The organism is Streptomyces sp. NBC_00873 (assembly GCF_045207415.1).
Lineage (GTDB): Bacteria > Actinomycetota > Actinomycetes > Streptomycetales > Streptomycetaceae > Streptomyces.
The window spans coordinates 3675733-3689522 of the sequence record NZ_CP108803.1 but is presented as its reverse complement, the minus strand read 5'-3'; the positions used below and the strand labels follow the sequence as shown (position 1 = coordinate 3689522).

14 protein-coding genes are annotated in these 13790 nt (G+C 71.3%); 7 read left to right on the top strand and 7 right to left on the bottom strand.

Annotated features, from left to right (window positions below; all coding sequences use genetic code 11):
• Window positions 1-25: 25 nt before the first annotated feature.
• Both OH809_RS16615 and OH809_RS16610 read right to left on the bottom strand, forming a co-directional pair.
• A complete protein-coding gene (locus OH809_RS16615; RefSeq protein ID WP_406421650.1) occupies window positions 26-619 on the bottom strand; it encodes a TetR/AcrR family transcriptional regulator in 594 nt (197 codons plus the stop codon).
• Between the two features lie 181 nt (window positions 620-800).
• Entirely contained in the window at window positions 801-2555 is a 1755-nt protein-coding gene (locus OH809_RS16610) for an acetyl/propionyl/methylcrotonyl-CoA carboxylase subunit alpha (RefSeq protein WP_406421651.1), read from the bottom strand.
• 412 nt (window positions 2556-2967) lie between these two features.
• On the opposite strand from OH809_RS16610, the gene OH809_RS16605 reads away from it, so the two are divergent.
• Window positions 2968-3438 carry a hypothetical protein gene (locus OH809_RS16605; RefSeq protein ID WP_406421652.1) on the top strand — a complete coding sequence of 157 codons (471 nt, stop codon included), beginning with the start codon at window positions 2968-2970 and terminating at the stop codon, window positions 3436-3438.
• Window positions 3439-3452: 14 nt separating this feature from the next.
• On the opposite strand, the gene OH809_RS16600 is transcribed toward OH809_RS16605, so the two are convergent.
• The 4 genes from OH809_RS16600 to OH809_RS16585 all read right to left on the bottom strand — a co-directional run bounded on the left by OH809_RS16600 (window position 3453) and on the right by OH809_RS16585 (window position 6265).
• Window positions 3453-4064 (bottom strand): nucleoside triphosphate pyrophosphatase, encoded by a 612-nt coding sequence (locus OH809_RS16600; RefSeq protein ID WP_406421653.1) that lies wholly within the window; start codon window positions 4062-4064, stop codon window positions 3453-3455.
• A 111-nt stretch (window positions 4065-4175) separates the two neighbouring features.
• On the bottom strand, window positions 4176-4304 hold the full coding sequence (mmpB, locus tag OH809_RS16595) for a morphogenic membrane protein MmpB (RefSeq protein ID WP_266982230.1): 129 nt from the start codon (window positions 4302-4304) through the stop codon (window positions 4176-4178).
• Window positions 4305-4460: 156 nt separating this feature from the next.
• Window positions 4461-4667 carry an acyl-CoA carboxylase subunit epsilon gene (locus tag OH809_RS16590; RefSeq protein ID WP_406421654.1) on the bottom strand — a complete coding sequence of 69 codons (207 nt, stop codon included), beginning with the start codon at window positions 4665-4667 and terminating at the stop codon, window positions 4461-4463.
• Window positions 4668-4681: 14 nt separating this feature from the next.
• Complete coding sequence (locus tag OH809_RS16585; RefSeq protein WP_406421655.1) at window positions 4682-6265, bottom strand: acyl-CoA carboxylase subunit beta; 1584 nt, start codon at window positions 6263-6265, stop codon at window positions 4682-4684.
• Window positions 6266-6463: 198 nt separating this feature from the next.
• On the opposite strand from OH809_RS16585, the gene OH809_RS16580 reads away from it, so the two are divergent.
• The 5 genes from OH809_RS16580 (at window position 6464) to hutH (ending at window position 12537) form a co-directional block, all read left to right on the top strand.
• On the top strand, window positions 6464-7330 hold the full coding sequence (locus tag OH809_RS16580) for a biotin--[acetyl-CoA-carboxylase] ligase (RefSeq protein ID WP_406421656.1): 867 nt from the start codon (window positions 6464-6466) through the stop codon (window positions 7328-7330).
• 248 nt (window positions 7331-7578) lie between these two features.
• The gene (locus tag OH809_RS16575) at window positions 7579-8742 is read left to right on the top strand and encodes an adenylate/guanylate cyclase domain-containing protein (RefSeq protein ID WP_406421657.1); all 1164 of its coding nucleotides are present in this window, start codon (window positions 7579-7581) and stop codon (window positions 8740-8742) included.
• 73 nt (window positions 8743-8815) lie between these two features.
• Window positions 8816-9628 carry an enoyl-CoA hydratase-related protein gene (locus OH809_RS16570; protein ID WP_358857829.1) on the top strand — a complete coding sequence of 271 codons (813 nt, stop codon included), beginning with the start codon at window positions 8816-8818 and terminating at the stop codon, window positions 9626-9628.
• A gap of 86 nt (window positions 9629-9714) precedes the next feature.
• Window positions 9715-10896: a diguanylate cyclase domain-containing protein gene (locus tag OH809_RS16565; protein ID WP_406421658.1), complete on the top strand. Its 1182-nt coding sequence runs from the start codon at window positions 9715-9717 to the stop codon at window positions 10894-10896.
• 90 nt (window positions 10897-10986) lie between these two features.
• Entirely contained in the window at window positions 10987-12537 is a 1551-nt protein-coding gene (gene hutH, locus OH809_RS16560; protein WP_393300048.1) for a histidine ammonia-lyase, read from the top strand.
• A gap of 140 nt (window positions 12538-12677) precedes the next feature.
• Here hutH and OH809_RS16555 read toward each other — a convergent pair whose 3' ends face one another.
• Window positions 12678-12983, bottom strand: coding sequence for a hypothetical protein (locus tag OH809_RS16555; protein ID WP_406515291.1), 306 nt, complete (start codon window positions 12981-12983; stop codon window positions 12678-12680).
• 269 nt (window positions 12984-13252) lie between these two features.
• On the opposite strand from OH809_RS16555, the gene OH809_RS16550 reads away from it, so the two are divergent.
• Window positions 13253-13660 (top strand): hypothetical protein, encoded by a 408-nt coding sequence (locus tag OH809_RS16550; protein WP_406421660.1) that lies wholly within the window; start codon window positions 13253-13255, stop codon window positions 13658-13660.
• Window positions 13661-13790 lie beyond the last annotated feature (130 nt).

The following is a 13790-nucleotide window of genomic DNA, read 5'->3' as shown; positions in this document are numbered from 1 at the left end:
CCCCTCCGGCGATTGAGGGACAGTGTCAGCCCGCCGCCCGCGGCCCCTTCAGCCCCTGCAACGTCAGCGTCAGCAGTCGCCCGGCCAGCGCCGGATCCTCCGGCGCCTGCTCCGCCGCCAGCGCGATCGCATTCGTCAGCTGCATCAGGTCGCCGATCGACACGTCCGCCCGTACTGTCCCACTCTCCTGCGCCCGTGCGAGCAGCCGTGCCCCCGCCTCGCGCAGCGGCACGTTGCAGTCGGACAGGGCCGAAGTCTCGTCCCGTGACGTCGACATGAGTGCCTGCGCGAGCCCGCGGTACTCACCCGCATGGGCGATGATCGCGCCGAGCCAGTCCACCAGACCCCCGCACGGATCCGCCTTCGCCAGCTCGTGGGAGCGGGCGAGCAGTGAGGCGACCGCTTCCTGGAACACCGCGCTCATCAGCGCGTGCCGGTTCGGGAAATGCCGGTACAGCGTGCCGATCCCCACGCCCGCCCGGCGTGCGATGTCCTCCAGCGAGGCATCGGTGCCGTGCTCCGCGAACGCCGTACGGGCCTCGCACAGCAACCGGTCGTAGTTGCGGCGCGCGTCGGCGCGCATGGGCCGGCCCGGCGTCTGTGCCGTGCTCATCGCCATTGCGCAGTCCTCCCTATTCCGCCCCCGGGGTCCAGGATGCCATTGCGTAAACGTAGGTCTCCTCCGTTGCCGGGGCCGGACCTGAACCCCGCCGCGACACCGGGACGGCGCCGGCAGACGGCAAGGGCCCCTGCGGAGTCGTTCGTACGACTCCGCAGGGGCCCCGGGACGGCTCCGTGGATCAGTCCTTGATCTCGCAGATCACGGCGCCGGACGAGACCGAGCCGCCGACCTCTGCGGCCAGACCCTTGATCGTGCCGGCGCGGTGCGCGTTGAGGGGCTGTTCCATCTTCATGGCCTCCAGGACGACGATCAGATCGCCCTCGTTGACCGTCTGGCCCTCCTCGACGGCGATCTTGACGATCGTGCCCTGCATCGGGGACGCGAGGGTGTCGCCGGAGACCGCGGAGCCGGTCTTCTTCGCCGCGCGGCGCTTGGGCTTGGCGCCCGCCGCGAGTCCGGTGCGGGCCAGGCTCATGCCCAGCGACGAGGGCAGGGAAACCTCGAGACGCTTGCCGCCGACCTCGACGACGACCGTCTCGCGGCCTGCCTCCTCCTCCGCCTCCGCGCCGGCGGGGGTGGCGAAGGGCTTGATCTCGTTGACGAACTCGGTCTCGATCCAGCGGGTGTGGACGCGGAACGGGTCGCTGGTGAACGCCGGGTCGGCGACGACCGCGCGGTGGAACGGGATCGCGGTGGCCATGCCTTCGACGTTGAACTCTGCCAGTGCGCGCGCCGCCCGCTGCAGAGCCTGCTCACGCGTCGCACCGGTCACGATGAGCTTCGCCAGCAGCGAGTCCCAGGCGGGGCCGATGACCGAGCCGGATTCGACGCCCGCGTCCAGGCGGACACCCGGCCCGGTCGGCGGCGCGAACACCGTCACCGTGCCCGGGGCGGGCAGGAAGCCGCGGCCCGGGTCCTCACCGTTGATCCGGAACTCGAACGAGTGCCCGCGTACCGCCGGGTCGTCGTAACCGAGCTTCTCGCCGTCCGCGATCCGGAACATCTCGCGGACCAGGTCGAGACCGGTGACCTCCTCGGTGACCGGGTGCTCGACCTGGAGACGGGTGTTGACCTCCAGGAACGAGATCGTGCCGTCCACCCCGACCAGGAACTCCACGGTGCCCGCACCGACGTACCCGGCCTCCTTCAGGATCGCCTTCGACGCCGCGTACAGCTCCGCGTTCTGCGCCTCGGACAGGAACGGCGCGGGAGCCTCCTCCACCAGCTTCTGGTGGCGGCGCTGCAGCGAGCAGTCACGGGTCGACACGACGACGACATTGCCGTGGCTGTCGGCCAGGCACTGCGTCTCCACGTGCCGCGGCTTGTCGAGGTAGCGCTCCACGAAGCACTCCCCGCGCCCGAACGCCGCGACCGCCTCGCGGACCGCGGAGTCGTACAGCTCCGGGATCTCCTCCAGCGTCCGGGCCACCTTCAGCCCGCGACCGCCGCCGCCAAACGCCGCCTTGATCGCGATCGGCAGCCCGTGCTGCTCGGCGAACGCCACGACCTCCGCGGAACCCGACACCGGGTCCGGGGTGCCGGCGACCAGCGGCGCACCGGCACGCTGCGCGATGTGCCGGGCGGCGACCTTGTCGCCCAGGTCCCGGATCGCCTGCGGCGGCGGACCGATCCACGTCAGCCCGGCGTCCAGCACGGCCTGGGCGAACTCGGCGTTCTCCGACAGGAAGCCGTAGCCCGGGTGGATCGCGTCCGCCCCCGAGTCCTTGGCAGCCTGCAGCACCTTGGCCATGTCCAGGTAGCTGGCGGCCGGGGTGTCACCGCCCAGAGCGAATGCCTCGTCGGCCGCACGCACATGCAGAGCGTCCCGGTCCGGGTCGGCGTAGACGGCCACGCTCCCGATCCCGGCATCCCGGCACGCCCGAGCAACACGGACAGCAATTTCGCCACGGTTGGCGATGAGCACCTTGCGCACGATGGCTCCCTCCTTGAAACAAGCTGAGTTTAGGGACTACCGACACGGCCTTACGACCCGTCCCCATTGGTGAGCTTGCCCACACGGAGCGTGATTCGAGGCCTGCTCGAAGCGCGAAATCCCTTGTGGCACCACGGTACGCCGGGTTTCATGACCGCACAGTAGCCACGAGGTGTGGTCCAGGTCTCTGTTCACAGGAGCACCAGCTCCTGGCGTTTCTTTGTGGAGTACCTACTAACGGGCGGGGTTTTCTTTGCGCGACGCACGAGGGGCACGACAAAGCGGAGTTCGTGTGCCGAGTGTGATCCGTGTCCGGGTGCGGAAAGAGGCAGGCAGGGCGGGCTGAACTCTTGTCCGAATGATTACCCGTTAGTAGGGTCCGCGCTATCGCATGTACTGCAGGTAACAGGGGGTGAGCGCCGTGGTGCGCAGACCGGTGGCTTTCGTGGCCGCGATCGTGCTGTTCGTGGAAGCCGCGGGCATGGTGCTCGTCAACGGCATCCTGGCGACGGTCGTCGACAACCAGGAGATGTCACTGGCCGGGCTCGATCCCGCCGCCATGTCCGCCGGAGCGTGGGCGATGGGCGGCGTCGCCGGCCTCTGTCTGCTGCTGTGCGGTCTCGTCCTGCTGCTGACCGGCATCCGTGACCGCACCCCCGGCCGGGTCGGCCGGTTCGCCCTGATCAGCTGCGCCGTGGTGCACGGGGTGCTGGGCGCGCTGACCGTGGGTCTGGTCGGCTGGGCCGCGTTCGCCTTCATGATGGTCGTGCTCGGACTGATCGTGCTGACTCTGGTGGCGTACGGGACCGTACGCGAGAAGCGCGACGGCGAGGCGGACGGGAACGGCGGCGGCACCGAAGAGGGCGCTCCGGCGCCCGCGTGACCCGCCCGCGCGCGTCAGACCCACAAGTCGGTGACGGAGAAACCCAGTTCGCCCAGGAGTCGGCGCAGCAGCGGCAGTGAGAGCCCGATGACATTGCCGTGGTCGCCCTCGATGGAGTCGATGAACGGTGCCGAGCGCCCGTCCAGCGTGAAGGCGCCCGCGACATGGAGCGGCTCGCCCGAGGCGACGTAGGCGGCGATCTCGGCATCCGTGGGCTCACCGAACCGGACGACGGTGGACGCCGTCGCTGACGCCGTACGCCCGGTCGCCGTGTCGATCACGCTGTGGCCGGTCTGCAGGATCCCCGACCGGCCGCGCATGGACTTCCAGCGGGCGGTGGCGTCCTCGCTGTCGGCCGGCTTCCCGAGCGCCTCGCCGTCGAGTTCGAGGACCGAGTCGCACCCGATGACCAGGGCCCCCGCGGCCTCCGGACGGCCGGCCACGGCGGCGGCCTTCGCCTCGGCGAGGACGAGCGCCAGCTCGCCCGGCGTCGGGGCGGTCAACCCGTCCTCGTCCACACCGCTGACGATCACCTCGGGTGCGAAGCCGGCCTGGCGCAGGAGACCGAGACGGGCGGGGGAGGCGGAGGCGAGGACGAGACGGCGCTGATCAGTCATACCGGCCATCGTAGAAGGGCCCGGCGCGCCGCAGTACCACGCATCCACGGCCTCGGCGCACGCCGCGGCACCGAGTGCCCACGACTCCGGCGCGCGCTGCGGCACCGGGCGCCCACGGCGTCAGCGTGTGCCCAGCGCCAGCATCGCGACGACCATGGCGAGCGCAAGCACCAGCCACACGCGCCGCATCATGTCCTGGGCGTCGCGCAGCTCTTTCGGGGGCTTGTTCTCGGGGTCGGACCACAGCATGACCCGATCCTGCTGGGGCCGCCCCCGCGGCGCCTGAGTACGGGTACTCAGCCGCCCTGGTGCGTAGGCACCAGATCGTTCCGCGGCCGCACGGCGGAGGCCCGGAACCCGCCGTGGCGGGTTCCGGGCCTCCGAGGGCGCCGTGCGGCCGGACGGTTACCCCGGCCAGTACGTCCGCGCCCAGGCCCGCGGGCCGGGCCGGTGGCGCACCCGGCGGGCGATGCGGCCCGGGTCGGACCACTGTTCGGGCAGCGCGGGCGCGCCGGACGACACGGCGGCCGTCGCCGCGGCGCGCGCCTGGACCACTGCCAGTGCGGCGGCCAGCTCCTCCGGGGTCGGGTTGCCCCGTACGACCTTGATCATGGTCAGGACCCTTTCTAGAGGGGGATGTTGCCGTGCTTCTTCGGGGGCAGCGATTCCCGCTTCGTACGCAGCTGGCGCAGCCCCTTCACCACGTGTGCCCGGGTGTCGGACGGCATGATCACCGCGTCCACGTAGCCGCGTTCGGCCGCCACGTACGGGTTGAGCAGCGTGTCCTCGTAGTCGGCGATCAGCTCGGCGCGGGTCGCCTCCTGATCCTCGGCGGCCGCGATGGTGCGGCGGTGCAGGATGTTCACCGCACCCTGCGCGCCCATCACCGCGATCTGCGCGGTCGGCCAGGCGAGGTTGATGTCGGCCCCCAGGTGCTTGGAGCCCATGACGTCGTACGCGCCGCCGAACGCCTTGCGGGTGATCACCGTGATCAGCGGGACGGTCGCCTCCGCGTACGCGTAGATCAGCTTGGCGCCCCGCCGGATGATGCCGCCGTACTCCTGGTCGACGCCGGGCAGGAAGCCGGGGACGTCGACGAAGGTCAGCACGGGCACGTTGAACGCGTCGCAGGTACGGACGAAGCGTGCGGCCTTCTCGCTCGCGTTGATGTCCAGACAACCCGCGAACTGCATCGGCTGGTTGGCGACGATGCCGACGGGGTAGCCCTCGACACGCCCGAAGCCGGTGATGATGTTCGGCGCGAACAGGGCCTGCGTCTCGAGGAACTCGCCGTCGTCCAGCACATGCTCGATGGCGGTGTGCATGTCGTACGGCTGGTGCGCCGAGTCCGGGATGAGGGTGTCGAGCTCACGGTCCTCGTCGGTCACCGTGAGATCCGCCTCCTCCGGGAAGGCGGGCGCCTCGGAGAGGTTGTTCGAGGGGAGGTAGGACAGCAGCGACTTGACGTACTCGATGGCGTCCTTCTCGTCACCCGCCATGTGATGTGCCACACCCGAGGTGGTGTTGTGCGTACGGGCGCCGCCCAGCTCCTCGAAGCCGACGTCCTCACCGGTCACCGTCTTGATGACGTCGGGACCCGTGATGAACATGTGCGAGGTCTGGTCGACCATGACGGTGAAGTCGGTGATCGCGGGGGAGTAGACCGCGCCACCGGCGCACGGTCCGACGATCAGCGAGATCTGCGGGACGACACCCGAGGCGTGCACATTGCGGCGGAAGATCTCGGCGAACAGACCGAGCGCGGCCACACCCTCCTGGATACGGGCGCCGCCGCCGTCGTTGATGCCGATGACCGGGCAGCCGGTCTTCAGCGCGAAGTCCATCACCTTGACGATTTTCTCACCGTAGACCTCGCCGAGCGAGCCGCCGAAGATGGTGAAGTCCTGCGAATACACGCAGACGGGGCGGCCGTCGACCGTGCCGTAGCCGGTGACGACACCGTCTCCGTACGGGCGGTTCTTCTCGATGCCGAAGTTGGTGGAGCGGTGCCGGGCGAATTCGTCGAGCTCCACGAAGGAGCCCTCGTCGAGCAGGAGATCGACCCGCTCGCGGGCGGTCAACTTGCCCTTGGCGTGCTGCTTTTCGACCGCGCGTACGGAACCGGCATGTGTCGCCTCGTCGATACGGCGCTGCAGGTCCGCGATCTTGCCCGCGGTGGTGTGGATGTCGATCTCTTCCGGCTCGGACATCGGGTGGCGGCTCCCTGCCTGGTCACGGGGACGACTGACTGGTGGTTCTACGGCCGCGCACGCGGCCGGGTGCGCGATGCGTGCGCGAGAACGGCCGGACGGGCAGCTGCCGAAGGTGCTGAATGGCTACTGATCCGTAGCGTATCGGCGCGGATACCGTTCGGCAGTGCGTCGTTTGCCACACCTAGGGTGGCTTGCATGACACCTCCGGATGCGTCACAGAGCCGTTGGTCGGACCTGGACCGGCCGCCCCTGAACGTCCCCGCGCTGCGCCGCGGACTGCTGCGGCCCGGCGGACTGTGGACCTCGCTCGACGTCGTGAACACGACCGGTTCCACCAACTCCGACCTCGCGGGACGGGCTGCGGAACTCACCGAGGGCACGGTCCTGATCGCCGAGGAACAGACCGCGGGCCGAGGCCGCCTCGACCGGACCTGGACGGCGCCCGCCCGCTCCGGCCTGTTCTTCTCCGTCTACCTGACGCCCGGCGACGGCGTACCGGTCCATCGCTGGGGCTGGCTGCCGCTGCTCGCCGGTGTCGCGGCGGCGACCGGCCTGGCCAAGGCGGCGGGCGTCGACATGGCGCTGAAATGGCCGAACGACCTGCTGGTCACGGTGGCGGGCGAGGAGCGGAAGGCGGGCGGCATCCTGGCCGAGCGCGCCGCGAACGGCGTAGTGGTCGGTATCGGCATCAACGTCTCCCTGCACGGGGACGAACTCCCCGTCCCCACGGCCGCCTCCCTCGCCCTGGCCGGAGCGGTCTCCACCGACCGGGAGACGCTGCTGCGGGGCGTGCTGCGCTCGCTGGAGCACTGGTACGAGGAATGGCGTGCGACCGACGGCGACGCGGCGGAGAGCGGCCTCCAGGCGGCGTACGCGGCGGGCTGCGCGACGCTGGGGCGGACGGTGCGCGCCCAGCTCCCCGGCGACCGCTCCCTCACCGGTGAGGCGGTGGCGATCGACGGTGACGGCCGCCTGATCCTGTCCACCGACGAAGGCCTCCAGGAACCGGTGTCGGCGGGCGACATCATCCACCTGAGGGGCGCGGAGGGCGACCCCGCCTAGCGCCCCTCCCGGCACGCCCACCGGTGGCCCCCGCTGCGCGGCGTGGACGGCCCAGGCCCCCGGCGAGCCCGCCACGTACCGGGGTCGCCGGGGGGCACCACCCACAGCCACCACGAGTCCCCCGGCCCAGGCCCGCCCCGTACCGGGGTGCCCTCATTTAGTGAGGTAGCGCACACCTGCCGTATCGTTGAGGCGATCCACCGACAGATCGGCAGGGCAGTGCGCAGGGAACGGGCAGGAGGCGGCTGGTGACCGTCGACGACACGAGCTCCGGCGCGGACGCGGAGCCCCCCTCGGTCCACGCGACACCGCATCACGAAGTCGACCACACCGCGGAACCGACCGACGATCCCCTCGCGATCCGGCTGGAACAGCTGATCCTGGGGGCCGACCGCCGCTACACCCCGTTCCAGGCGGCCCGTACCGCCGGTGTCTCGATGGACCTGGCGTCGCGGTTCTGGCGGGCCATGGGGTTCGCCGACATCGGGCAGGCGAAGGCGCTCACCGAGGCGGACGTGCTGGCGCTGCGGCGGCTCGCCGGACTCGTGGAGGCGGGACTGCTCAGCGAGCCCATGGCGGTGCAGGTCGCCCGGTCCACCGGGCAGACCACCGCCCGGCTGGCGGAATGGCAGATCGATTCCTTCCTGGAGGGGCTGACCGAGCCGCCCGAGCCCGGCATGACCCGCACCGAGGTCACGTATCCCCTGGTGGAGCTGCTCCTGCCGGAGCTGGAGGAGTTCCTCATCTATGTCTGGCGGCGCCAGCTCGCCGCCGCGACCGGCCGGGTGGTGCAGGCGGCCGACGACGACGAGATGGTGGACCGCAGGCTCGCCGTCGGCTTCGCGGACCTGGTCGGCTTCACCCGGCTGACCCGGCGGCTGGAGGAGGAGGAGCTCGGCGAGCTCGTCGAGTCGTTCGAGACGACCTGCGCCGACCTGGTCGCCGCGCACGGCGGCCGGCTCATCAAGACCCTCGGTGACGAGGTCCTCTTCGCCGCCGACGACGCGGGCACGGCGGCCGAGATCGCGCTGCGCCTGATAGAGGCGATGGCCCAGGACGAGACGATGCCCGCGCTCCGCGTCGGCATCGCGTTCGGCACCGTCACGACCCGGATGGGCGATGTCTTCGGCACGACGGTGAACCTCGCCAGCCGGCTCACCTCGATAGCGCCCAAGGACGCCGTGCTGGTGGACGGCGCGTTCGCGGAGGAGCTGACGCGTACGGGCGACGCCCCGGCCTCCGAGGCGCAGGCGGCGGAGGAGGCCGTGGCGGCCGAGAAGGAGCGCGAGGACGGCTTGGAGCCGCTGGCCGTGCCGAAGTACCGGTACGGGCTGCAGCCGATGTGGCAGCGGCCGGTGCGTGGGCTCGGCGTGGTGGAGCCGTGGCTGCTGGCCCGGCGCGGTACGTCCTGACCGCGCCCCGGGGCGCGCTCGCGGACACCCTAGGATCCCTCCGGTAACGCTCGTTAACCGGAGGGGTGCAGTCATGACCGTCACGTCCGAGCAGCGATTCGGGGAGTTCGTCGTCGTACGGGTCCACGAGGGCCAGGACCATGTCGCCGAACTGGTTCTGGACCGGCCCAAGGCCATGAACGCCGTGTCCACGGACATGGCCCGCTCGATCGGTGCCGCCTGTGCGGCGCTCGCCGCCGACCCCGCCGTACGGGTCACCGTTCTCACCTCCAGCCACGAGCGCGCCTTCTGTGTGGGCGCGGACCTCAAGGAGCGGAACTCCTTCACCGACGCCGAGCTGGTGCGGCAGCGGCCCACCGCGCGCGCCGCCTACACCGGCGTCCTCGACCTGCCGATGCCGACGGTCGCCGCCGTGCACGGGTTCGCCCTCGGCGGCGGATTCGAGCTGGCTCTCTCCTGCGATCTGATCGTCGCCGACCGGACCGCCGTGGTGGGGCTGCCGGAGGTGTCGGTCGGCGTCATCCCGGGGGGCGGTGGCACCCAGTTGCTGCCGCGCCGGATCGGGGCGGCGCGCGCCGCCGAGCTGGTCTTCACCGCCCGGCGGGTGGAGGCCGCCGAGGCAAGGGAGTTGGGCCTCGTCGACGAGCTGGTGGAGGCCGGGGAGGACCGGACGCAGGCGCTCGCGCTCGCCGGGCGGATCGCGGCCAACTCGCCGGTGGGTCTGCGCGCTGCGAAGCGTGCGCTGCGGCTCGGACACGGGCTCGATCTGCGGGCCGGACTGGAAGTGGAGGACGCGGCCTGGCGCTCGGTGGCCTTCTCCGGGGACCGGGCCGAGGGCGTGGCCGCGTTCAACGAGAAGCGGAAGCCGAACTGGCCCGGCGAGTAACGGCACGTCGTGGCTCCGACGCGCAGAGCGGGAGATTCGCGGCTCCAAATTGATCAAATCACCACAGATCTACATACGATGTAACGATGGGTGGTGAGGATGTTCGGCTGCGGGCCGTCGTATCGCTTGCGCAGTCGATGGCTGCGGCGCACACCCCGCGCGAGTCCTGGCGGGCGGCCGCGCTGGGGGCGTGCGAGGCGTTGGGCGGCAGTTTCGCCGCGCTCTCCGTGTGGGAGCGCGGGCCGGGGCGGCTCCGGGTGCTGGTGAACGCGGGTGAACGGGCCGAGGGGGAGGAGGAGTTCCCCGACGAGGAGACGTACCCGGTGCACGAGTTCCCGGAGATCACCGAGTTCCTGCACGAGCGGTGGGCGGGGGGTGGTGAACCGGACGCCTGGGTGGAGACCGCCGACGGGCCGGTCGGCGAGGACGGTGTTGCGTCCGACGCGAAATCGGCGGGTGCGGGCGGGCACGGGAGCGGTTACCGCCATCAGCGCGTGGCGGCTCTGCGGCGCCGTCGGCGCGGCTGCTGCGTGGTCGCGCCGATCGTGCTGCACGGGCGGGCCTGGGGTGAGCTCTATGTGGCGCGGCCGGTGGGGGCGCCGGTGTTCGGGCGGGAGGACGCGGACTTCGCGACCGTGCTGGCCGCCGTCGTCGCCGCCGGGATCTCCCAGACCGAGCGCATCGAAGAGGTCCGCAAGCTCGCCTTCACCGACCCGCTGACGGGGCTGGCCAACCGTCGCCTCGTCGATGCGCGGCTCGACGAGGCGGTGGAACGGCACCATGCCGACGGCTCGGTGGTCAGCCTGGTCGTGTGCGACCTGAACGGCCTGAAGGGGGTAAACGACACGCTCGGCCACGCGGTCGGCGACCGACTGCTGGAACGTTTCGGCTCGGTGCTGTCACGGTGTGGCGCGATACTGCCGGGCGCGCTCGCGGCCCGGCTCGGCGGTGACGAGTTCTGTCTGCTCGCCGTGGGCCCCGAGGCGGACGAGGTGATCCGGGTGGCCACCGAACTCTGCGACCGGGCATCGGGGTTGGAGCACGGCGACGGGGTCGCCTGCGGGATCGCGTCGACCGGCGACCCGATCGGTCCGGTGGTCTCGGCCCGGCGGCTCTTCCGGCTGGCGGACGCCGCCCAGTACCGGGCGAAGGCGGCCCGCTCGACGAAACCGGTGGTGGCGGGGCGGGACGGCGAGGTCATCCGGCTGGCCGACTCGCCGCCGAAGTCCGCTCATGACCGCCGTCGGCTGCGCGGCAGCCGTCCGTAGCGCTCGTGCGGAACCGCGATCGGGATCGGTAAGGGGTCAGTCGCACGACCACTAGTGACATGGAGAGTTTCAGTCCGTACGCTTCTGAATATGGATATGCACACAGTCGTGGTGGGGACGTCCGGTACCACCGCAGAGGACGTCATCGCCGTGGCTCGCGCGGGAGCCCGCGTCGAGCTCTCCGCAGCCGCAGTCAGCGCACTCGCCGCCGCCCGCGAGATCGTGGACGCGCTGGCCGCCAAGCCCGAGCCGGTCTACGGCGTCTCCACCGGCTTCGGTGCGCTCGCCAGCCGGCACATCAGCCCCGACCTGCGGGCCCAGCTCCAGCGCAACATCGTCCGCTCGCACGCGGCCGGGATGGGCCCGCGCGTCGAGCGCGAGGTCGTGCGGGCGCTGATGTTCCTGCGCCTGAAGACGGTCTGCTCCGGCCACACCGGCGTGCGCCCCGAGGTCGCCCAGACCATGGCCGACGTACTGAACGCGGGCATCACCCCCGTCGTGCACGAGTACGGCTCGCTCGGCTGCTCCGGCGACCTGGCACCCCTCTCGCACTGCGCCCTGACGCTGATGGGCGAGGGTGACGCAGAGGGCCCCGACGGTGTCGTACGCCCGGCCGGTGAGCTCCTCGCCGCGCACGGCATCGCCCCCGTCGAACTGCGCGAGAAGGAGGGCCTCGCCCTCCTCAACGGCACCGACGGCATGCTCGGCATGCTCGTGATGGCCCTCGCCGACCTGAAGAACCTCTACACCTCCGCCGACATCACCGCCGCGCTCAGCCTGGAGGCACTGCTCGGCACGGAGAAGGTCCTCGCCCCGGAGCTGCACGCCATCCGCCCGCACCCGGGTCAGGGCGTCAGCGCCGACAACATGCTGCGGGTGCTGTCCGGGTCCGGCCTCACCGGTCATCACCAGGACGACGCGCCGCGCGTCCAGGACGCCTACTCCGTGCGGTGCGCGCCCCAGGTCAACGGCGCCGGGCGGGACACCCTCGCGTACGCCGGGATCGTCGCAGACCGCGAGCTGGCCTCCGCCGTCGACAACCCCGTCGTCCTGCCGGACGGCCGTGTCGAGTCCAACGGCAACTTCCACGGTGCCCCGGTGGCGTACGTACTCGACTTCCTGGCGATCGTCGCCGCCGACCTCGGCTCGATCACCGAGCGCCGCACGGACCGGCTGCTGGACAAGAACCGTTCGCACGGGCTGCCGCCGTTCCTCGCCGACGACGCCGGTGTCGACTCGGGTCTGATGATCGCCCAGTACACGCAGGCCGCCCTGGTCAGCGAGATGAAGCGGCTCGCGGTCCCGGCATCGGCGGACTCGATCCCGTCCTCCGCGATGCAGGAGGACCACGTCTCCATGGGCTGGTCGGCGGCGCGCAAGCTCCGTACCGCGGTGGAGAACCTCGGTCGGATCGTCGCCGTCGAGCTGTACGCGGCGACCCGCGCCATCGAACTGCGCGCCGCCCAGGGGCTCGCCCCGGCGCCCGCGTCCCTCGCCGCGATCGAGGCGCTGCGGGCGGCCGGCGTCGAGGGGCCCGGCCCGGACCGGTTCCTGTCGCCGGATCTGGCTGCCGCGGACGCGTTCGTGCGGAGCGGGAAGCTGGTGGCTGCGGTGGAGCCGGTCACCGGGGCACTGGCCTAGGTCCTGCCCGGCCCGCAGAGTTGCCGGGATGCCCGAATGGCTCCGCTGCTCGGGCATCCCGCGGCCTGCTTCGGGCCGACGGCGAGTCCTTGCGGACACCCCCTGGGGGCATCCGGCGGATCAGCGGACGGACCTGTCCCTCAAGCCCGTCCGGCGATCGAGGACAACGCGCCCGCGCGGCGCCCCGAGTGGGCGACGAACGCTGCGCCGATGACCAGGAACGCTGTGCCACCGATCAGATACGGAGTGGTGTCGACCCCGGCCCCGGTCTCGGCGAGCGCCGGCCCGGACACCTCGCCCCCGGCGTTCGTGACTGCCGGTCTGCTCGGTGGACCGGCCACACCTTCGGCATCGTCCGTCGCGTTGGCCGACGGGACGAACCACAGGGCGCACAGCAGCGTGGCCGCCGCAGTGGCGGTCAGGAGCGGACGGCGGGCCATGGCCACGGAATCGATCCCCCTTGTGACAGCAGTGAGTTGGACCGACCGGCAATTGGGGGGCGGCGTCACGGGGCTGGGGCACGCACCTCGCGGCGTTGTCGTCAATCACCATGGCTCCGCCATGGCTCAATCCTCCGCCTTGCGATGCACGCACCCCAGCCCCGCTCCTTCACCCACCCCCAATTGCCGGTCGGCCCTAGCCGGTTGCGCCGATGCTAATGAAAGCAGCGGGTCGCGGGAAAGCCGGGAGAGCCCTTGGCCCTACGCTCCGGCGTATGAGCAATTCAGAGACATCACGGTTTGTTCGTCTTCGCGTGGAGATGGTGTTGGAGATCACCGACGCGGACGCCCTCAGCGGTACGGCACTGGAGAGCATCGCCGCCGAGTACGGCGAGCCCGGCGGCGAGTCGGCCGAGGAACGCATGCACGCCGAGTCCGCGGTACGGGAAGACGGTGCGGAGGCCCTCGCCTCCCTCGTCGACCCGTTCGATCTGGTCGGCGAGGTGCCGGGGGTCGAGCTGGCCCAGGCCTCCTGGACCAGTGAGATCATCGACTACGACCCCGAGGACGCGGACGCCTGGGGCCTCGACGACGAGGACGAGGGTTACGGCGACGGCGACGAGGACCACGTCGCGCACAATGGGGAGGAAGACGACGGCGGGGAACAGCGGTCCAGTCGGTGAACTCACCGGCCCCGGCCCGTTTCCGGCGGGCCGGGGCCACCAGGTGTTCGGCCCCTGGAACCACAGCTGCCACGGCTGCGTCGATGAGTGGTGTTCCCCACATCTTTGACGGATGTGGAACGGAGGGCCC

What these genes read in the sequence shown, in the direction of transcription:
- OH809_RS16585 (WP_406421655.1), bottom strand. Translation starts at nt 6,265, where the DNA reads ATGTCCGAGCCGGAAGAGATCGACATCCACACCACCGCGGGCAAGATC.
- OH809_RS16570 (WP_358857829.1), top strand. Translation starts at nt 8,816, where the DNA reads ATGACCGTCACGTCCGAGCAGCGATTCGGGGAGTTCGTCGTCGTACGG.
- OH809_RS16590 (WP_406421654.1), bottom strand. Translation starts at nt 4,667, where the DNA reads ATGATCAAGGTCGTACGGGGCAACCCGACCCCGGAGGAGCTGGCCGCC.
- OH809_RS16565 (WP_406421658.1), top strand. Translation starts at nt 9,715, where the DNA reads ATGGGTGGTGAGGATGTTCGGCTGCGGGCCGTCGTATCGCTTGCGCAG.
- OH809_RS16580 (WP_406421656.1), top strand. Translation starts at nt 6,464, where the DNA reads ATGACACCTCCGGATGCGTCACAGAGCCGTTGGTCGGACCTGGACCGG.
- OH809_RS16615 (WP_406421650.1), bottom strand. Translation starts at nt 619, where the DNA reads ATGGCGATGAGCACGGCACAGACGCCGGGCCGGCCCATGCGCGCCGAC.
- hutH (WP_393300048.1), top strand. Translation starts at nt 10,987, where the DNA reads ATGGATATGCACACAGTCGTGGTGGGGACGTCCGGTACCACCGCAGAG.
- mmpB (WP_266982230.1), bottom strand. Translation starts at nt 4,304, where the DNA reads ATGCTGTGGTCCGACCCCGAGAACAAGCCCCCGAAAGAGCTGCGCGAC.
- OH809_RS16600 (WP_406421653.1), bottom strand. Translation starts at nt 4,064, where the DNA reads ATGGCCGGTATGACTGATCAGCGCCGTCTCGTCCTCGCCTCCGCCTCC.
- OH809_RS16550 (WP_406421660.1), top strand. Translation starts at nt 13,253, where the DNA reads ATGAGCAATTCAGAGACATCACGGTTTGTTCGTCTTCGCGTGGAGATG.